This is a genomic window from Photobacterium sp., from assembly GCF_033720175.1.
Taxonomy (GTDB): Bacteria; Pseudomonadota; Gammaproteobacteria; order Enterobacterales; family Vibrionaceae; genus Photobacterium.
In genome coordinates, this window is sequence record NZ_JAWWDA010000001.1 from 182,873 (window position 1) to 202,491 (window position 19,619).

A 19,619-nucleotide genomic window follows, 5' to 3' on the forward strand; every position below is an offset into this window, starting at 1 on the left:
TGTTCCCCTTGCTTAGTCAGCCACAAAGGCGATGAAATCTTCAAAACGTCCTTCACCGGTGATGGCATTAAGATGTTGCCTTGCATCGGCACAGGCCCCGTAGACCTTATCGAAGTTTTTCACTTGCTTTTCCAGTGCGGTGATCGCCTCATAGGCCTGATCGTCGCCCCAAATTGGTTTCAAAAAAGCAACAGAGAGTGAACGCGGCTGCTGATCGCCTTTTTCAGCCAAGACATAAGACGCATACGCCCTTGATGCAAACGAGTTCTGCTTCCCTTTCGGGGACACTTTCACCGCCGCTTCGGTTAATGCGGCAATGGCTGTATTCGCCAATTCCAAATCGCCGCCTAAATTACTCACCAGCAACTCTTTATCGATACAAATGTAGCTATAGAAAAGTGCCGCCGCATAGCCGGACTCACCAATATGAGACGCGCCCATATCATCGGCACCATTGTTAAGATCATCGACTGCGGTAAAGTAATCATCTTCAACCGCTACGCTATGGACACTGATCGCATGCGCTACCTGACAGGCCGCTTCGACGTTAAATTCTGGGCTTGACGCTAACATGCGGCCGAATAAGGCAATATCGACACCTGTTGTGTCTTTACGCAGCAAGTTAAGTTCGTCTTGAACGGGTTCGCGCTGTTCTTGAATAAGTAACTCAACCAGTGCCATAACCGCTTTCTTTTCTGCCGGGCTGAGATGCGCGAGCTGTTCTATTTCGAGTGAGTCTTTCTTTAATTTGCCAAATTCCGCAGCGATCATGCCGCCCCACTTGGCTGCTTTTTTATCATCTATGCCACCTTGCACAAGGCGGTCAAAGACTTCGATTCCGTAACGCTTGGTGCGCGTTCCCATCTGATCGGCTAACGCTTCTTGAAAAAGATCGGATACACGCCAATTGCGTTTTAAGCTTTGAGAGCTGACACGTAAACGCTCACTGCCCCCCATACGGGCGGTTTTAGGACGGCCTAAGTCATCACGGTTCAGGTTGGATGGCGCATACGAGGTTAGCAGGTGTAACTGGATAAATTTACTCATCATTTTTTTCTCCAATTAAGCTTTTTTATTTGATTTATTCGGCACGTAGTAATCCATCGCCCATTTCACCGCAATGCGCTTGTCGGCTTTTCTCGGTTGCCGGCTATGATGTTCATCGAACCATGCAAGAATGTCTTTTGATAAACTGACCGGTTCGGCAACGCCTTTGATCTGTTTAATAATGCGCAGCAGGCGGGTAAAAAATTCATCGACACTTTTGGCATTTTGCAGCTGCTGGAACCGCAATTCACTCACGACGGGCTTATCCGTCGCGGGAGCGATTTCCCCCAGAGATGATGCAAAGGATTTCGCCGTTTTATCTTTGACATTGGCCAATGCGCAGGCAATAGTTGCCCAGGCGATAATGGTGTGATCTTTTCTTTCCCGAATGGATTCCGGTAACGCCAGCCATAAACTGCGAAACCCTTCGGTGAGCATGGCCGCATCGGGCGACCCGCAACGTTTCAGTTCGGCTTTGTATTTAGTTGGCCATGGCGTTAACTTTTCGGCCTGCAGTTGTTTTGGCGACAGATGCAGTTTTTTCCACCACTGTTCAATCACTTCATCACGGCGACTTTTTCTCTCTTGCGTTGTCATTACACGGTCTCCCTATCGCGAGATAAATATTCTTTTTCGAAGGCTTTCACTGTTTTCCCTGTATACAACCAGCCGCTTAATTCCCGGCGCTTTTTGGCGATGCGCTTCATGTTTTTGCTTTCACCGTTTTCTAAGCCGGATAAGACCAGTTCATCAAACAACTCAAGAGCGGTCTGCCTCAGGCAGGAAAGCCATCTTTTGGCATCTTTGGCTGGAACAATGAATTCGGTGCTGGTGCTATGACTGATTGAAGCCTGGATCAGTTGATAAAAAGCTGTTTCAGTCTGCTGGAAAAACATCTGATCGATATAGCTCATATCCCCTTTGGCATCAGCTGGTTTTTCAAACCAGGCGGCTTTAACCTGGGTTCGACAGTGCCATACCATTTCAAGGGCAATATTTTGGATTTGCTTCACATGGGTCAGCTGTTGATCTCTTAATGCCTTAGGGCAATGAAACAACGGTAATTCAGCCGAATACCAGCCTCGGGCTTTCATGTTGTCCATGTCGTAGCCAAATGCCCATAGCCTTGGGGTGAAACCTTCTTCACCAGCAAGATAATCAAACCGATCTTGGGTATAGGCCTGAACAACCATAGCGGGGTGGCTGCCATTCTCTTGATCCATTAATGTCAGTGGCTGCCATTGCTTATAGCTTATTCCGCCGGGCTGACCTTTAGTTGAGAGGTTATCTTCATTTGGCTTTTTGGGATTAGTGCGGTAATGCGTTAAGGGATGCCACCAGCTACCGCTGTAGTTATAGCCATAGTTTTGGGTCAGGTACTCACTCACAGAAACTGAGCTTAGCTCTCCGGTTAATGCGCATATTTCTGGCTGTTCATCGACTAGCAAACGGATACGGCGTGGCATAGCCCAATACTGGTGCAACGGATGAACGTCGGATGCATAGACCTCTGTTCCATTATTTTTACTTTGCTTCGTTGCGCCTAGCCAGGGGAACAGCCGCTCGGAATGAAAATCGGGATCGTCATATTCCCACTCCTCTCGGCTTAATGTATTCAGCCAAAATTTTTGCCATAAAGACGCTTCTTTATTATTTGGCATCAGCAGGGTGGTTAATGGCCCACCACCACGAATTCCCGTTCGGTGCCCTTGCCCACCGGATGGCGCATTAACCTGCAAGGTAAACAGTGCCATTGCAGCCATAGGCAACGATAAATGCTCACACCCACCCCGTTTTATAAAGTGATCGGTATTGAGTTTCAGGGTATTTCCACCCGGCGCTTCAATGAGCAGGCCAGAAACCGGCGACGGCTTTTTCACATCCTGGAGCGATTCAAAATCCTGCATAAACAGCGGACCATCGCCGCAAAGATTACACGCATGCTGAATCTGGTTGAACGCATGCTGCAATTCGTCTTTCTCTGGTGGCTCAGAATACAACTCTTCCCAGTCATCAAGCGTTTGTGGGGCAAAGGCGGTTTGCAATACGCTGATCACAAACTGATAGGCGGCCCCGGTAAAATCGGCGCGAGGAAAAGCAAAGTCGACAATATCAGGGTCAATAATATCAGCCAGCACAATGCGTTGTTGATCGCCATTTCGATACCTGACGGTAAGGAATGGATCGTTGAGTAAGTTCATAAATCCTTTACCTTTATGTGATTAGCTTTGAAATCCTTTCGTAGCAGAATAGCGATAACTTTCATCATCTTCTGCGAGCCAAAGTTGCTTATAGCGACTTTGCGGATGGCGGGCTTTAAATTGCTGCTCGTCGTCTTCACTGAGCTGGTGTAACTTGTCGGCAAATTTTATTTTGGCTAATTTGAGGGTACTGAGCTGAATGGCAAATTGGTTATCTTGCACCAACGGTACTAGCTGCTGGTTTTCATCACGGCTCAGCACAACAACTTCTACGGTTTCGTATTCGCTGTATCGGGTACTTATTTCCACTTCATCATCCAGCCACTGTTTAGCACTGCCTGTGCAGTAGCCTTTTCCCCAGTTAATGGTCTGCTGGTTGGCCTGAGTATGTTTATGCCGTCCTTCACTTTTTGCGATGGCATCTGCCCCAAACAATGCATCAGGAATGTGGTTATTCGCCCCATTGCCATATACCGCTTCAATCAAATCCCTTGCTTGCTCCGGCATCCGGATCGCCCCAAGTTGTTTTAAGATTCTCATTCCGAGCCACAATTTTGCTGGTGAGCGATATACCGCCTCGGTATTGGGGAAATCCTGTTTCAGCCAATTGATACCGGGCTCGGCTGACCATTCTGGCGCATAAATGGTCAATTCAGGTTTCGCCCGCCCATCTTTAATGCCTTGTTCCACCACACCCTGCTGATTTCGGGTATGACGGTGCAAACGTCCCGCGCGCTGGATCAGATCATCAATCGGGCAGATATCCGTGAGCATCACATCGGCATCTGCATCGAGACTTTCCTGAAATACCTGGGTACTAATAACAATGAAACCGTTACGATCTTGATGGGTTGAGCGTTTACCCAAATGTTTGAGAACGCGATCCTCAATCCGTTTTCTGTCTGCTAATACAAAACGGCTATGGAATAACAGGCAACGTTCGTGATCGCCCACATGGTCAGAAATAGCCTGATAAGCGGCCCTTGCATCATCAACAGAGTTGCGCACCCAGACCACGCTACGGCCCGCTTTTGCTTCATCGAGCACTTTTGTTACGCAATCGTCAAAGGTGTGAACAAATGAAACGCCCACTTCTCGACTCACCTCTTTACGGGAAGTCAGCGGCGTTGCAGAAGCACCATTAATATTGACTTGGGTTGCCAATGGGAATGACTGATCATTGAGTGAGCTTTCTTCCACTTGCAGGGCTTGCTGCCAGGTGTTGACCAATGCTTGCCTCTGAACGTTCGACAAGGTGGCCGTCAGTAAAATTACGCTTCCCCCTTGCCTGACATGCAATGCCATCAAATCTTTTAGCAGTACCAGCATAAATTCATCGGCGGCATGCACTTCGTCAAAGATCAAAATCTTGCGATGCAACCCCACCATACGCAATGCCTGATGCTTTTGCGGTAACACTGCTAACAGTGCTTGATCTAATGTGCCGACACCCACGGGGGCTAATAAGGCTTTTTTACGTGAATCAGCCAGCCACTGATTACAGGTTGCAGAGGTTGATGCGTCGCCTTTGCTATAGTCAGAATCGGAATTTTCGGTCATAACAGACTGGCGAAATCCATCATTCATTTCTCGCGCACTGTGGGCTAAAACAAGGCTCGGCGGTCTCTGTTCATCCTGATACATAGAATGATAATGGTCGGCAATACGTTGATACATGGCATTGGATGTCGCCATAGAAGGCAGCCCAAAATAAAAGCCGTCTGCCTGGCCATTAGCCATTAAACGGTGAGTCAGTGCTAAGGCGGCTTCAGTTTTCCCCGAACCTGTCACATCTTCTAAAATGAACAGTTGCGGGCCTTGCCCTAAATCAACCGACTCTGACCATCGTTGGAGCGGCGTGGAGTCGAAACCAAACTGATCTTTAATCGAATGAAAAGGACGTGGCATATACGATTTGAATAAGTCGGTTTGTGCAATGGCTTTCTTCGCCTGTTTCTTTGCTTGCAGCCAGTACTCTGATAGCGGCATCACATCTGAACGATAGGTGAATAATTTCGAGTTTGAACCGAGCCAGTCGGCAATCACTGCGATACCAGCCAAATGCCAACTGATCTGTTTCAAGTTCTGTTGTCGTTGTTTATCTGTAAACCAATGCGCAGGCCAGCAGGGTTGAAATAAGGCTGCAGCGTCAGAAACAAAATCCCATGCATCAAGCGTATTCTGGTTATGGCAATATTTTTGTAATGCCAGAATTTCATTACTGCCGATATTTACGGGCTTGCCATGATGCCCCAGTGATACGCCGATGATAATTTTTAAGGTCCGCGCAAAATTCTTCTGAGATACTTCAACGCCGTTAGTATTTAAAACAGACTGAAAGGCTTCTTGCTGTTCAAAACAGTGCCAAAAATAGTGCCCTAACTTATCGTGGCGGCCACTGCCGCTGTTATAATCAAGTGTTGTTTTTAATGCTTCACACTGATGGGATTCAAATGTTTTGAGCGATTGAAAAGCGCCAGAGAACTTACCCAAATCATGCAATGCCAGCGTAAATGTGATTAGGTGACGCAGCTGCACTGGATTAACAGACAAAAACTCAGCCAGCTCTTTACACCAGTGACTATTTTCATCAAATAGTTCCCAGCCAATCGCTGCAACATCTAAGCTGTGATATGGCAACAAATGGAAAATGTCACTGTCATCTGATTTGTCTGCTTTACCCCAATAACAAAAATAATTTTTCACTGTGATTATGCCATAGTCAACCATTCTCATATTATGCCTTCATCACGGCCTTATAGGCTGAGCCTGTGATCACCTTTTTGTTTATTATCAGAATCACTCCTACCTGATTTTTTATAAAAACACGTATCCCCCCTCAAGATGAAGAATTCAGCGAGAATTCATTGGCTTTTAGGCAAGACAGTCATCTGAATGAATAGTGGTTCTATTTAGAGAATGGCTAACACAGAATAAAAGCCAATGAACCTCGCCCTTCGTGAGACTCTCTGAACCTCGCATCTTGATGGGGTTTGGGTATATAATCCCGCTTCAATTTTTTATCGAAGAAGTACAGTAATGAGCAAAGGCTACTCTTGTGTGGGGCTGTTTAACCCTAAAACTCCTGAAAACGTCGGTTCGGTAATGCGAGCTGCGGGCTGCTACGGTGTCAACACTGTATTCTATACCGGGACACGCTATGATATGGCCAAGCAGTTCTGTACCGATACAAAAGATGTTCACCGCAGCATTCCGCTAATTGGTGTCGAAGAACTTAAAGACATCATCCCGATGGGTTGTACCCCTGTTGCCGTTGATCTTATTGAAGGGGCTAAACCTCTTCCTGAGTACAAACACCCAGAGCGTGCGTTTTACATCTTCGGCCCTGAAGACGGCACGCTGAAAAAAGAAATTACTGCATTTTGTCGCGACACCATTTACGTCCCCACCAAAGGTTGCATGAACCTTGCGGCCGCCGTAAACGTGATTCTGTATGATCGCATGGCAAAAATCGAAAATGGTGTAGAGTTCTCAAATCACTAGAAACAATCACTGACAAATAGAAGATAGCCACAACAGTCAGTCGTGCGCACCTTATAACGCTGTGTTCGGTTACTGGCACACAAAATTACGGGCGTGGATTCTTTTGAGGTTGTTCAAAACACTAGCAGAGATCATGCACGCTTTTTAGTAGAGCGTGCATGAAAAAAACAATATTTTTCAATGGCTAGACTCGTTAAACAGATCAGCGCTGCCTCAATGTTGTTTTTTCATTAAGGATCTCTGCAAAGTGTTTGATAAAATGATGTGCGATCTCTTTCCCTTCCCGATAATCAACTTCCAGGTCATCCTTGTCACTCAGCAATGCCCTGCTGCGCAAGCTTTTTTCTGGTGCAATTTGAATGACCATCAATCCTTCTGGAGGGTGAGTCAGAAAGTCATTTAACTTACGATGTGACTGATAATAGTTCGTTAGCATTTCGACCACCTCATTATTTTTACCCTTGCTGGTAATAGCAATAAAACGGTCGAAGTTATCGGCAGTAAACCATTTCCAACTACCATTATCGCTCTTCATTAGATCGTCGTCCTGAGTTTGATTCATTGGAGCTTTATTATTACTCCTATTTCCCTTCCATAAGTCAAAACGCTGAGTAAGATCATCGTGAATCGCTTTAATTTTATCTAACGACTGGTTCAGGCTAAGTTTTTCAATATATTGCGGCAATCTCGATTCAATTTTTCCCCGCCAGTCATCTAATACACCTACCCCGTTATTTCCACTTTCAACCGGTTCGGTTCGCACAACAATAACCAGATCGGCACCGCGTTTCCATGCTTCCTTCACGGGAATCGCTGCACTCACCCCGCCGTCGACCCATTCCAGGTCGTTAAAATTGACTTTTTGATTGTACAAAACAGGAATTGCGCAGCTTGCCCGAAGAACCTCTTTCCAGTTTTTCTGATACAACGGCAGATAAATATCTTGCAGAGTATCTTTACGAGTTGCGCAGGCAAAGGCCTGACGATACCGTAAAATTTTCCGGGCAGTCGTGATATCTAGTGGCATCGGCCCCTTTGCTGAGACGGCATCTAACGCCCAATCTAAGTTAAGCGGTTTTTGTTGGCTCAGGTATTTATAGAGACTGAAGAATTGATCATCGGTGGTGTAATTAACAATAAAATTATAACCAAATCTACACTGACGGCTGATGAAAGATGATAGATTGAGCGCACCGGCAGAGGTACCGATATATAGCTCAAAGGGGTCAAAACCAGCCTCAAGAAAAGTATCGAATACACCAGCGGTGAATATGCCCCTCTGCCCGCCACCTTGAACCACTAGCGCTAACTTTTTTTTCTGAGCCTGATCGATTTGAGACAAGAATTGCATTGCAACTTGTCGCTCAATCATACCTGTATTTAACAGTAAGTGACTCGCCATAGTTTACTCGCATTAAAAATTTAGGTTGTATCTCAAATCGGCGTACTAAATGATGATTTTATTAACATTTCGGACTAAGCCTGTAATTCATTGTATACCCAAACCACTTTACCTAATATAAAATTTAAATCTCATTCTTACATCCTATATTACATTCCAACAAAGTTGGACTAACATATAAATGCAATGATGCGATGATGCGATGATGAAATTTGACGGAGAATATTATGAACATAGTACCTCGCAATCCATGGCGTGACCTTTTTCATATGTTTGACGATATTGACAGTGCATTCCCTATGCTGAAGCAAACACTGAGTGCAGAAACAATGACACCAAGAGTCGATATTGTTGAAAATGAAGATAACTTTGAAATATCAGCAGAACTACCAGGTGTAAATAAAGAAGATGTATCTTTACAGATAGAGAACGGTTCACTGATAATTAAAGCGAGCACGCAACAAGAAGTCGAAGAAAAGGAGGGCGGTAAAATAATTCGTCAGGAGCGCCATACCGGTAAATTCATGCGCAGTTTTTATGTGGGTCAAGATACCAAGCAAGAAGATATTCACGCTGAGTTTCACAATGGTTTGCTGAAAATTCAAGTCCCAAAACTTGAATCGAGCAAACCTAAACCAATTCAAATAGAAGTGAAATAAACATTAATATCATGAAGATAAAGAAAAAGGCTGATGCTGTTTTCAGCCTTTTTTCACATTTAAGGAGTACTTTTTTTTACCTTTGTAATATTGCGCCTCACATTTTACCCACCGACCTCTCTCTCTTGTGTCAGGCATAATCGACTCTCGGCGTCCCCCGCCATTGCCGACACCAATTAAGATTCGGTGAATTTTGACGCATCTGCAATGCATTTCATTTTATCTGTTCTATAATCCAATATATCAACAGTAATAGTGTGGTCAGTCATCCGACTTGTTACTAAAACATTAACCAGAAAGGAATAACTAAGGCTTCAGATAGCTGAGTCAGGGGTAGCCTGACTGTATTTATCAACAAAAATAATACTGGAAGTATGATTCTTTAATTATGGCAGTAATCTTATTAATGAGAACTGTCTTAATAATTAATGTTCATATTGGTATTTCACGAGATAACGACAGGGAATTAACTTCAATGAAAAAGAAAGTATTAGTAACGGGTGCAAAGGGCGGAATTGGGTCTTCAATTACAAATGTTCTTCTTGATGCAGGTTATCGTGTTATTGCCGGTTACTCTCCAGGTAATAAAGAATATGCTATTGAATGGTTTAAAAAAAATAACTATTCAGACAATCAGGTACGCTTACTCCCCCTTGATATTACCAACACTCAATCTTGCCGAGAATCTCTTGAGTCTTTGCTTCAGGATGAAGGTCATATTGATGTTCTGGTGAATAACGCAGGGATAACGCGCGATTCAACCTTTACACGTATGTCCGTAGAGCAGTGGCATGAGGTGATTAATACTAATCTCAATAGTCTGTTTAATGTCACCCAACCTCTTTTTTCTTCCATGTGTGAGCGCGGAAATGCCCGCATCATCAATATCTCATCGGTCAATGGCTTAAAAGGTCAGTTCGGTCAGACAAACTATTCAGCGGCTAAAGCTGGCATGATCGGCTTTACTAAAGCCCTTGCTGCAGAAGGCGCACGTTTTGGGGTAACTGTTAACGTGATTGCACCTGGTTATACTGGTACACCGATGGTAGAAGAAATTCAGCCCGCCGCACTGGAACGTATCAAAGCACAAATACCGCTGAAACGCCTGGCGACACCAGATGAAGTCGCAGGTGCAGTTGCCTACCTTGCAAGCGACGCCGCCACCTATATCACCGGAGAAACATTGTCGATAAACGGTGGTTTATACATGCAATAAGCCTTCGTCTTTTTGACCAATTTGGCCGTATGAGCGGGCTAATAATCCCCAATGAGGAGTCACAATATGTACCCGGAAATGTTTGAAACATATATCGAAAAAACTGAAAAAGCATTTGCCCCATATGTGAAGTTCAATCAACTCATCACTAAAAATATTGCAGATATTGTAGAACTTCAATTAACCGCAATGGAAAAATATAGAGATATTGGCTTATCTCAGCTAAAGGCGACTGGTGAAGTCAAGGATGTTCAGTCTTTAGCCGCTTGCAATAACCAACAGTTAGAAAACCTGACTAAACTCTCTCAGCAAATGAATGATGACAGCCATAAGCTGACAGCCATGACACAGAAATTCATAAAGGACGTCGATCACTTAATTGCTGAAAACGCAAAAGCATCGCTTTAGCGGCTCTTCTGACTATCAACCAAGTTACATTCTACTTAAGTAACCTTAAGATGCTCGTTTCAACGAGGCTCTTAGGGTTATTTTATTGCTTCCCCATCATAAATGATTGAACAGCAAAAACTCTGTCAGATCACTTCCGACCTAAAATGAGCTATTGTCAATAGTATCCATTCCATTCTCCTTGGTATGTGTAAGGTTACCTCACTAATACGTGCTTTAAATGTCGTGACATGTTCCCTTCAGGAGGTCATCTTTAGTGGTTTATTCTATCTCAGAATTCTTAATGGCCATGTTCATCTTGCTGTTCGCGTCGGCCATTACTAAACCGCTGGCTAAGCTGACCAGGATTCCCTACTCCGTGTTGCTAGTGCTGGCCGGGCTTTTTCTCCATGAAACGCAGGATTTACTCGCCCTGCCACTGGAGGCGCTGGCAACAAAAGAGATTGCACACGACATTATCCTTTTTGTACTCTTGCCCACCCTCGTATTCGAAACAGCCTACAATCTGGATATCAGTAAATTAGCCGCAAACAGGCTGGCCATTTTTGTGCTGGCTCTACCTGGAGTACTCATTTCCACGTTAGTGGTTGCAGCATTTATTAGCGGATTTACCACCCTTGACTGGCACGTAGCCTTGCTGCTCGGGGCAATCTTAAGTGCCACTGATCCCAGCGCAGTCATTACTGCCTTTCGCCAGCTCGGGGCACCCAAAGATTTGATCATGCTGATTGAGGGCGAAAGCCTGTTCAACGATGCCACCGCCATTACTCTGACTAAAATACTGGTGGTGAGTTTTGCTTTCGCAGAAGGATTCTGGCCGACCCTATGGAACGGTAGCGGTCTTTTCCTATTGACACTCGGCGGCGGTATTATTTGTGGCTGGCTACTTGCCCTATTCTTGCTTCAGCTGTTAAAGAAGATGCCGGATGATCCCTTTTTGGAAATCAGCCTCAGCCTGCTTTTAGCTTTCGGTAGCTATCTCTTCGCTGAAGAAATTCTGAATGCCAGTGGCATAGTAGCAACAACCACCGCCGGCATTACCCTAGCAAGCAAGGCACCGCTCCCCATTTCGCGTAAATCCCAGCAGTATCTCAATCACTTTTGGTCTTACCTCTCTTTTATTACAACGGCCAGCATTTTCCTGATTGTGGGGCTCTGGATGGATTTAGCCCTGATTTGGGAAAATGCCGCCATATCGCTGATTGTACTTGTTGCGCTGTGGCTGTCACGCGCATTTATCGCCTACGGCCTGATCCCCAAAATCGGTCACCTGCAGCGCCAGGCTAAAGCAATCCCCATTGAGTTCCGCCACCTTATATTTGTCGGCGGACTGCGTGGGGCTGTGACCATGGCCCTGGCTATGGGACTGGTGACTCTGTTCGGAAATGAAACCATATTGTCTGTCGCTATCAACGTGGTCTTTTTCACCACACTGCTCCAAGGACTACTTATTGGCCCGCTTACTTCTCATTTAGGCCTAAAAGAACGAGACATTAATGACAGTATTGCCTGTGCGGAACTCACCCTGTCAACACTTCATCATAGCCGGAAAGCATTGCAGCCCTTGCTCAATTCGGCATTCGCCAAAACAGGCGCTCCGCAAGAACTTTCCCTCAAGCTGCTCCCTATGATTGACGCTCAGGAGAAACAGTTGCAGCACTGGTTTAGCGTTGAAGTGGGCCCGATCGGCTTATGGAATCGTCTCATGCTACGTTGCGCGAGTATTGAGATAGGTTACTTATATCGGCTATTTGACCAAGGATTGATTAGAGGTGTTATCTTTGAAGAGCTGAAAAACTCGCTTGATGAACAAATGGAAGCGATCCGCCACCAATACCAAAGGCCGAAATTCTCTCTACTGCCTAAAGAGTTATCTGGCTGGCTTCATCGCGTAAAAACACATATTAAAAGCTCCTCGCAAAAATTTATAGAGCAAGAATACGAGATGGCCTGGGCTAGATTTCTCAGCTGCAATAATGTACTCGACGAGTTAAAGGTATGGACCGAAGATGAAGAAATTCCAGCAGCCGTCGCCGAAAGTGTCGCGAAGATATGGCAAGGCTGGCTAGATAGCAGCGAAACAAAAATCGAAACCATTGAGCGCCAACAACCTCTTATTTCCGCGCGGGTTCAGCGGCGATTGATAAGAAACTATTTGCGAACAGCACAATCTGAGCATTTACAGCAATACATCCAGCAGTACCTCATATCTGAAGCTGATGCAGAGCAGATCAAAGAATTATTAAGAACAATGGAAACCTAGCGACGATAAGAGCGAACATCTTCAGTCCCTTTATTTATTGTTTGCTCCGGGATTGCTTTTCTCCTGGCAATAAACTTTACATTTGACTGTCAAGTTTACGCTGCAAGCGCTCCACCTCATCCAGCAAATCCAATGCGACGGCTATACCCGGCAGGTTCAACCCTAAATCACGTTCCATTCTCTGGGCACTGCGGGCGCGCCTCAGGCAAGTCGTTTCAAACCGCCAGTGTATTGGCCGATCACCTTGAGGATCGAGTATTCCTTCCTCAACCAAAGCAATCACCCACTCGGGGTGCGTGCCACAGGCTCGGCATAACTCGACCAGAGTCAGTGTCGGCTCATGTTCTGCTATTATGGTAATGGTCAGCTGGTTTGGAGTACGTCGCTCAGTCATTGGCTAGACTCCCAGTTTACTGCGTGGATTAAAGGGCATCATGTCTTTCATCTTTCGGAACAACGCCTTAGACTGCTCATCGTCCACCTTGGGTAACACTATATTCAGCTTGACCAGCATATCGCCGGCAGGATTTCCGGGCAGGCCACGCCCACTAAGCCGTAATGTCTGTCCGGATGCGGAGTTGGCCGGAATGGTAACCTCAAGCGGGCCGGTTGGGGTCGGCAGCTTTACTTTAGCACCCAATGCCGCCTCCCATGGGGCAATGGGGAGCTGCAGGCAGAGGTTTTTTTGCTCCATTTTGTAGAATGGATGGGGCCGGAAAGTGACTTCAAGATATAGATCCCCGTTGGCTCCACCCGATTGTCCCGGTAACCCCTTACCTTTCAGGCGTATTTGTTGCCCCTCCCGGATCCCTTTAGGAATGCGCAAGCTAATTGTTTGAACCTGTTGCCCGCCAGATGAGGGATCTTGCAGCGTCAGTGTTCGTGTCGTGCCATGGAAACTATCTTCAATATCGATCTGAATTCTGGCATGCTGATCTTCCCCTTTGGTCGTGAAGCGATGATGCCCGCGGAACGCCTGGTGAGAGTTGGCAGATGCCTGTCGAAACGGATTGCCGAACAGGGATTCAAAAAAGTCGGAAAACGCAGCCCCATTTCCCTGGGTAAAATTGTCACCCGAAAAATGAAAGTTCCGCTCCCAGTTAGGCGGCGATGTAAATTCCTGCCCGGAGCGCCAACTGTCCCCAAGCTGATCATAGGCCGCACGCTTTTTAGGATCTTTTAGCGCTTCATAAGCTTCACGAACCTGCATGAATTTTTTATCGGCATCCGCTTCTTTACAGACATCCGGATGGTATTTGCGCGCCAATTTTTTATAAGCACGCTTAATATCCGCCTGAGATGCGTTGCGGGGAACATCAAGGGTCGCGTAATAATCACGATATTCCATAGCACCTTTCTTCAGTGATGAACGTCAGACTTTTTAAGCCGATATTTACCCCAATCAGTCGACACTGATTTTGATTCGTGTCGGTTTTAGCTCTTCACGCTTAGGTATATGCAGATAAAGCACACCATCGTTGAAACTGGCAGAAATATTTGCACTGTCAAACTCTTTGCTCAATGTAAACTCACGTGAGTAGCCGTTATAATGTACTTCATTCATAATTGGGGTATAGTTTACCTCAGGCTCAAGGTTGATTTCACCTTTGATGGATAGCTTATTCTCAAGCGCCTCGATAAAAAGTCCGTCACGTGTCACTCCGGGCATATCTGCATACAGACTAATACCATCCGGATCTTCGCTGATATCGACGCGAGGGCTGATATAATGCCGATTCTTCTGCTCTGAAGTGTATTGTTCGTTACTCATAGCAACCTCCGTTCTGTCATTTGATTTCTATTTTTTTCGGTAACAACGCATCTTCGTTTCGGCGAAAGCTAACGGTCAATATTCCATCACGGTAATTGGCATCGGCCTGATCCGGATCGGCATAGTCAGGAAGGCTAATTGAACGGTGAAATTCTCCGGAAAAGCGTTCATTGGCGTAATACTTGCCTGTTTCAGATTTCGGTATTGGACGTTGACCAGAAATAGTCAGCAAACCATGGCGGGCGTTCAATTCGATACTTGCCAGATCAAGTCCGGGCACAAACAGGTAGACAATAACCTTGTCGTTGGTATGCCCGAGGTTTGCCGGTGGATAACTCCGATGACCGGTTGCGCGAATACTGGTAAATGGCCAATCCCGGAAATTGCTTGTCAGCTCTTCCTGCATACGGTGCAATGGCTCATAAAAGCTGTCATCAATATCAATAAGCGAACGGGACATAATTTTCTCCTCTGTTTTTTCGTCTAACCGCTATAACGAATGGCTTATTTAGTTCCCTCTGCCGCACTTCTGCCTTTATTACATAATTTTGCTCTTACCTGATATGCTACGCTAGCAGAAAAAGCTATGCGCATCAAAAACCTGGAACGGTATGATAACCATTATAGTCAACCTGTGAAGAAACACGGCAAAAAGAATACTATCGTGGCGGGCCCTATTTAATGAATAGAATGGTAACAATGGCGATGACGATATTATGAGGTTATCCCAACCCCCTATTCCGGGTAACGCGCAACCAAACCAACCAGGGTGTGGAGTTCAGCTTAAATTCAATGGCTTTCAGTCAAGGCCACTGTTCTACAGCATGATGCCCTCTCATAAATCTATCTCTTTGATTATGTGTTGGGTAAAACCTTGTGTATCATCATCAACATTTTAAATCAGAAGGACCAATAGTGATGAAAGCCATCTTTGCTGTTTTTTTATTCACGATGAGTTGCTTAAGCTATGCCCAGACATTCACTTTTACGGCAATTCCTGATGAAAATGAAAACCGGTTACGTGAACGGTTTGATAAAGTCGCCACTTATTTAACTGAACAGACAGGGGTTGAAGTAAAATATATACCCGTCAAATCTTACGCTGCAGCAGTCACTGCATTTCGCAATAACCAGGTTCAGCTTGCCTGGTTTGGCGGGCTTTCTGGTGTCCGTGCTCGCCAGCTAGTCCCGGGGGCAGAAGCCATTGCACAAGGCTATGAAGATCAGTTTTTCAAAAGCTACTTCATCGCCCATGCTTCTACCAGGCTACAACAGTCCGATACTTTTCCTGCCGAGATCGAAAATAAAACCTTCACCTTCGGCTCTAAAGGTTCAACATCAGGCCGCCTGATGCCTGAATTTTACCTACGTGATTTTTTCGACAAATCACCAAAGCAAATATTTAAACGTGTCGGTTTTTCTGGCGATCACAGCCGCACCATCGCGCAGGTACAATCCGGCGCCTACCTGATTGGTGCCGTTAACTATAAAGTATGGGAAAACGAGCTAAAAGCAGGAAAGATAGATAACAGCAAAGTTTCGGTTATTTGGGAAACACCAGCCTACCCTGATTATCAGTGGACAATACGTGGCGATGTCGATGCTCAATTCGGTAAGAACGTAAAGCAAAAGCTGACTCGGGCATTGCTTGAGATGAAAGATCCTGCGCTATTAGCCAGCTTCCCGCGTCAGAGCTTCGTGCCAGCCAGCAACAAAGATTTTGAGCCGGTTGAAGATGTTGCGCGTTCGATCGGCCTGATTGATTAATGGTGTTATTAGAACTTAATGATGCAGAACTAGGCTATGACAATAGCCCAGTTCTGCATCATATCTCCCTGACAATTGAAGCCGGAGAAAAAGTCGCATTGATCGGGCCAAGTGGCGCCGGAAAATCGACCTTACTCAACAGGCTCCACGCGCTTATTCATGATCAGACCGCGTTCTGCCCGCAAAGCCACGGCTTAGTCGGGCCGCTGAGCCTGTATAACAATATTTATATGGCCCGGCTGGAACAATTCAGTGCCTTCGGCAACTTATGGAACCTAATCAGGCCACAGCGGTGGAATGACGTTGCCGCAATCGCCAGCAAGCTGGGCCTGCTTGATAAAATGAAGACATCGGTAGATAAGCTTTCTGGCGGACAACGACAACGGGTTGCGATTGGGCGTGCCCTGTACCGCAATAAGCCTGTTTTTATGGGAGATGAGCCTGTTTCAAGCCTCGATCCGCTACAGGCACAACGTCTTCTTATGCATATCTGCGAGTCACACCGCACGCTTATCGTTGCCATTCACGACAGACAGCTGGCACTGAGCTGTTTTGATCGTATCATTGGCCTTAAACATGGCAAGATTGCTTTCGACAAACCCACCAGCCAGCTCGATATCATCGCGCTAAATCAGCTTTACCAGCCATGATGCAAAGCTCTGGTCATGCTCGGGGAAAGCTGAGTTTTATTTTTATCCTTATCGCGCTGGCGTTGACCCTGACGGCCGACCTGGAGATTTCGACACTCGACCCGTGGACCGAAATGGGAAGAATGTTCACAGGTCTGGTAACACCGGACTTCTTCGCGACCGAATACCTGTTCGACGCCCTGCTCTTTACCCTGAGCATTGCTTTGCTGGGGATCACTTTCGGGGCGTTCTTTGGCTTTTTTCTTGCCTTGGTGTTTACGCACCGACCGGTACGAATACTCTGTGCGTTCTTTCGATCGATCCACGAGTTGTTCTGGGCGTTGATCTTTCTGCAGATTTTTGGGTTAACCCCTCTGACTGCCTTATGCGCCATTTCCATTCCCTACACATGTACTTTTGCCAAGGTTTATGCCGAAATATTTGAGCAGGCAGACAACACACCGGCACTGACGGTTTCTCGCACAGCCGATGTACTCAGTGTCTTTATTTATACCAAGCTGGCTCTGGTCCGGGATCAGCTGTTCAGCTATACCCGTTATCGTTTTGAATGTGCTCTGCGCTCCAGCACCATACTTGGATTTGTTGGCCTGCCGACGCTCGGATTCCACTTAGAAAGCGCTTTTAGCCAGGGTAACTACTCCCAGGCCGGTGCTTTACTGTTGTTATTCTACCTGTTGATCGTCTCAATCAATGTCTGGCTCAAAATAAGATTCTTACCGGCCTATATTGCTGCCGCGTGGCTCTATCTCCCTGAGTTCGGACACATTAACTGGGATAACGTTGCCCGCTTCTTCGGCTCGGATATTTGGCCGGGTCCCTTGCGGCACGCAACAGAAATCGACCTTCAGGTCGCAACGGAAACACTGCATTGGTACTGGTCGTTATTAACCGGTGACTTCTATGAAGGGTTGATCAATACGCTGATCCTCTCTCATCTGGCGCTCGTCGCCACCGGGGTGATCACCCTCATCGCATTTCCGCTGGCGGTCAAACTCTTTGTCGGGTTCGCCGGGCGAATGGTTGGTCAGGGAATACTGGTGGTATTGCGTTCAACCCCCGAGATGATCCTGGCGTTTATTTTCCTGCTGCTATTGGGGCCTTCAATGCTGCCCGCAGTGTTAGCGCTCGCTATCCACAATGGCGGGTTAATTGCCTTCTTAATTGCCGAATTAGCCAATACCTTACAACTGCGTCCCGATGCGCCGCTACAACATCATGGAGTTCACAGAGGAAAGGTAAATCGTGGGCAGGCAATTTCCCTTTATCTGTATGAAGTCTTACCCAGAATATACAGTAGCTTCCTTGCCTTTATCTTCTATCGCTGGGAAGTCATCATGCGTGAAACCGCCATACTAGGGGTACTCGGTGTCACGACGCTGGGCTTTTATATCGACTCCGCATTTGAAGATATGCGCTTTGACCGTGCTATCTCTTATATTGTTATTTCCGCCTTGCTCTGCATCGGCATTGATACTTTGTCACGTCATATTCGCCAGCAACTGAATATCCGGGTTTGAGTTAAAGCTAATCGCTTCAGCCCTGACTGCACTCCCCCAGAAAACGCATAATGCCATATTGCTGTAGCCACGCTAGCTGTTCAGGCTGTTTTACCAGAAAGCGACCGCTGTAGTTTATACCGTTGGCAAACACGCCATGGATATTATTGGTTACCCGTGGCACTAACAGCATCCATTTTTTAGTCAGTATCAGATTATAGGGTTTGCATTCCTGGTCCACGTTCAGGCTCTGTATGTCTGATAAACCGAGTTCTTTCAAACCGGCGAGGTAACACAAATACAGGTGTTCACTGTTCAGTGAGTCAAAGCGGTATAAACGGTGCCTAAATGGAAGAGAGTCGCTGAGAATAGCACCTTCCAAAGGAATAGGTGTTTTCACCAACTGCATATGTCGATGTGTCTGACTTGCCCCCGCCAGGGTGCCACCATTATAAAATCCCAGTACTTGGTCATGATCAAATCCCATTATCCAGGCGACAAAATCCTGTAATTCCAGCGGGGCCGCTTGCGAAATAAATTCACGAGAACAGATAAGCAAATGCGGGTTCAGCACCGGATATTTATTGAGCAGGCAGACATGCCCCTTGCCGGCATCGGCAACATACATTTCTTCTTCATAGGGAAGAAAGGGATTGTCCTGTTTATTGGCTGAAGTAAACTTCTTGGCCGCATTGTTTGTAACGACATGGCCTAAAAACTCGATACCGTTTTCAACAATGGTTGTCGCCTCCGTTGCAATTGGCAGCAGGCTTCCATTTTCCAAAGCTCGCTCGACGACCTGTTCAGCTTTAGTCCAGAACATGATTTTTCCTTGTGGTGACATCTCCAACCTACTTTATCAATACGATAATGGATATACCTCCCCCCTGTCACTGGTTCCATCACCTAACTGACGTTTTCATTGATAGAATCATAGTAGAGAAATGTGGCTGTATTATTTACTTTACACTTTTGGTGCAATGTCCCGCGACTTAAACACCCTGTTTTGTGGCAGCCAATAATGAAAGTTTGTATGATTCGCTGCAAGTTAAGAGGTGCTGTTTTCCACCGAATTCCTGTTCGTACTCCAATGGAAAACGGTATCACTTAAAGGTAAGCCTTTATTTTTCGGTCATTTAAAGCTTTACCACTAATGGGGTGTACTTAGTTCGGTCAAACTGAGTGCCCCTGTTACTCCCATCTGTTTAACAATATCCCCACCCGTTCATGCGCGA

General features: G+C 46.0%; 18 protein-coding genes. 8 read left to right on the forward strand and 10 right to left on the reverse strand.

The features are described from left to right. Window positions 1–12: 12 nt before the first annotated feature. From cas7e to cas3, 4 genes are read right to left on the reverse strand one after another with little or no spacing between them, the layout of a single operon-like run. Window positions 13–1,050, reverse strand: coding sequence for a type I-E CRISPR-associated protein Cas7/Cse4/CasC (cas7e, locus tag R3289_RS00675; RefSeq protein ID WP_318923375.1), 1,038 nt, complete (start codon window positions 1,048–1,050; stop codon window positions 13–15). Window positions 1,051–1,062: 12 nt separating this feature from the next. Further along, window positions 1,063–1,644: a type I-E CRISPR-associated protein Cse2/CasB gene (casB, locus tag R3289_RS00680; protein WP_318923376.1), complete on the reverse strand. Its 582-nt coding sequence runs from the start codon at window positions 1,642–1,644 to the stop codon at window positions 1,063–1,065. Continuing rightward, window positions 1,644–3,248, reverse strand: a complete 1,605-nt coding sequence (casA, locus tag R3289_RS00685) for a type I-E CRISPR-associated protein Cse1/CasA (RefSeq protein WP_318923378.1) — start codon at window positions 3,246–3,248, stop codon at window positions 1,644–1,646. The genes casB and casA overlap by 1 nt, the downstream gene beginning before the upstream one ends. A 21-nt stretch (window positions 3,249–3,269) precedes the next feature. After that, window positions 3,270–5,954 carry a CRISPR-associated helicase Cas3' gene (gene cas3, locus R3289_RS00690; protein ID WP_318923379.1) on the reverse strand — a complete coding sequence of 895 codons (2,685 nt, stop codon included), beginning with the start codon at window positions 5,952–5,954 and terminating at the stop codon, window positions 3,270–3,272. 333 nt (window positions 5,955–6,287) lie between these two features. Here cas3 and R3289_RS00695 point away from each other — a divergent pair, with 333 nt between their 5' ends. Beyond that, a complete protein-coding gene (locus R3289_RS00695; protein WP_107282747.1) occupies window positions 6,288–6,752 on the forward strand; it encodes an RNA methyltransferase in 465 nt (154 codons plus the stop codon). Window positions 6,753–6,954: 202 nt separating this feature from the next. Here R3289_RS00695 and R3289_RS00700 read toward each other — a convergent pair whose 3' ends face one another. Further along, on the reverse strand, window positions 6,955–8,154 hold the full coding sequence (locus R3289_RS00700) for a patatin family protein (RefSeq protein WP_318923382.1): 1,200 nt from the start codon (window positions 8,152–8,154) through the stop codon (window positions 6,955–6,957). Window positions 8,155–8,381: 227 nt separating this feature from the next. Between R3289_RS00700 and R3289_RS00705 the strand changes: the two genes are divergently transcribed. From R3289_RS00705 to R3289_RS00720, 4 genes are all read left to right on the forward strand, one after another. Continuing rightward, window positions 8,382–8,813, forward strand: a complete 432-nt coding sequence (locus R3289_RS00705) for an Hsp20/alpha crystallin family protein (protein WP_318923383.1) — start codon at window positions 8,382–8,384, stop codon at window positions 8,811–8,813. 475 nt (window positions 8,814–9,288) lie between these two features. Then, entirely contained in the window at window positions 9,289–10,029 is a 741-nt protein-coding gene (locus R3289_RS00710) for an SDR family oxidoreductase (protein ID WP_318923920.1), read from the forward strand. A 66-nt stretch (window positions 10,030–10,095) separates the two neighbouring features. Then, window positions 10,096–10,437 (forward strand): phasin family protein, encoded by a 342-nt coding sequence (locus tag R3289_RS00715; protein WP_318923384.1) that lies wholly within the window; start codon window positions 10,096–10,098, stop codon window positions 10,435–10,437. A 256-nt stretch (window positions 10,438–10,693) separates the two neighbouring features. Then, on the forward strand, window positions 10,694–12,700 hold the full coding sequence (locus R3289_RS00720; protein WP_318923386.1) for a sodium:proton antiporter: 2,007 nt from the start codon (window positions 10,694–10,696) through the stop codon (window positions 12,698–12,700). A 76-nt stretch (window positions 12,701–12,776) separates the two neighbouring features. On the opposite strand, the gene R3289_RS00725 is transcribed toward R3289_RS00720, so the two are convergent. From R3289_RS00725 to R3289_RS00740, 4 genes are read right to left on the reverse strand one after another with little or no spacing between them, the layout of a single operon-like run. Next, the gene (locus R3289_RS00725; RefSeq protein WP_318923387.1) at window positions 12,777–13,094 is read right to left on the reverse strand and encodes a chaperone modulator CbpM; all 318 of its coding nucleotides are present in this window, start codon (window positions 13,092–13,094) and stop codon (window positions 12,777–12,779) included. A 3-nt stretch (window positions 13,095–13,097) separates the two neighbouring features. Continuing rightward, window positions 13,098–14,048, reverse strand: a complete 951-nt coding sequence (locus tag R3289_RS00730; RefSeq protein ID WP_318923388.1) for a DnaJ C-terminal domain-containing protein — start codon at window positions 14,046–14,048, stop codon at window positions 13,098–13,100. Window positions 14,049–14,102: 54 nt separating this feature from the next. After that, a complete protein-coding gene (locus tag R3289_RS00735; protein WP_318923389.1) occupies window positions 14,103–14,471 on the reverse strand; it encodes an Hsp20/alpha crystallin family protein in 369 nt (122 codons plus the stop codon). 16 nt (window positions 14,472–14,487) lie between these two features. Beyond that, window positions 14,488–14,931, reverse strand: a complete 444-nt coding sequence (locus tag R3289_RS00740; RefSeq protein WP_318923391.1) for an Hsp20/alpha crystallin family protein — start codon at window positions 14,929–14,931, stop codon at window positions 14,488–14,490. Between the two features lie 458 nt (window positions 14,932–15,389). Between R3289_RS00740 and R3289_RS00745 the strand changes: the two genes are divergently transcribed. From R3289_RS00745 to R3289_RS00755, 3 genes are read left to right on the forward strand one after another with little or no spacing between them, the layout of a single operon-like run. Further along, window positions 15,390–16,238 (forward strand): putative selenate ABC transporter substrate-binding protein, encoded by an 849-nt coding sequence (locus tag R3289_RS00745; RefSeq protein ID WP_318923921.1) that lies wholly within the window; start codon window positions 15,390–15,392, stop codon window positions 16,236–16,238. Continuing rightward, the gene (locus tag R3289_RS00750; protein ID WP_318923392.1) at window positions 16,238–16,888 is read left to right on the forward strand and encodes an ATP-binding cassette domain-containing protein; all 651 of its coding nucleotides are present in this window, start codon (window positions 16,238–16,240) and stop codon (window positions 16,886–16,888) included. The genes R3289_RS00745 and R3289_RS00750 overlap by 1 nt, the downstream gene beginning before the upstream one ends. Further along, window positions 16,885–18,405 carry an ABC transporter permease gene (locus R3289_RS00755; RefSeq protein ID WP_318923393.1) on the forward strand — a complete coding sequence of 507 codons (1,521 nt, stop codon included), beginning with the start codon at window positions 16,885–16,887 and terminating at the stop codon, window positions 18,403–18,405. The genes R3289_RS00750 and R3289_RS00755 overlap by 4 nt, the downstream gene beginning before the upstream one ends. A gap of 16 nt (window positions 18,406–18,421) precedes the next feature. Here the strand turns inward: R3289_RS00755 and R3289_RS00760 are convergent, their stop codons facing one another. Continuing rightward, a complete protein-coding gene (locus R3289_RS00760) occupies window positions 18,422–19,207 on the reverse strand; it encodes a DUF4922 domain-containing protein (RefSeq protein WP_318923395.1) in 786 nt (261 codons plus the stop codon). Between the last annotated feature and the right edge of the window lie 412 nt (window positions 19,208–19,619).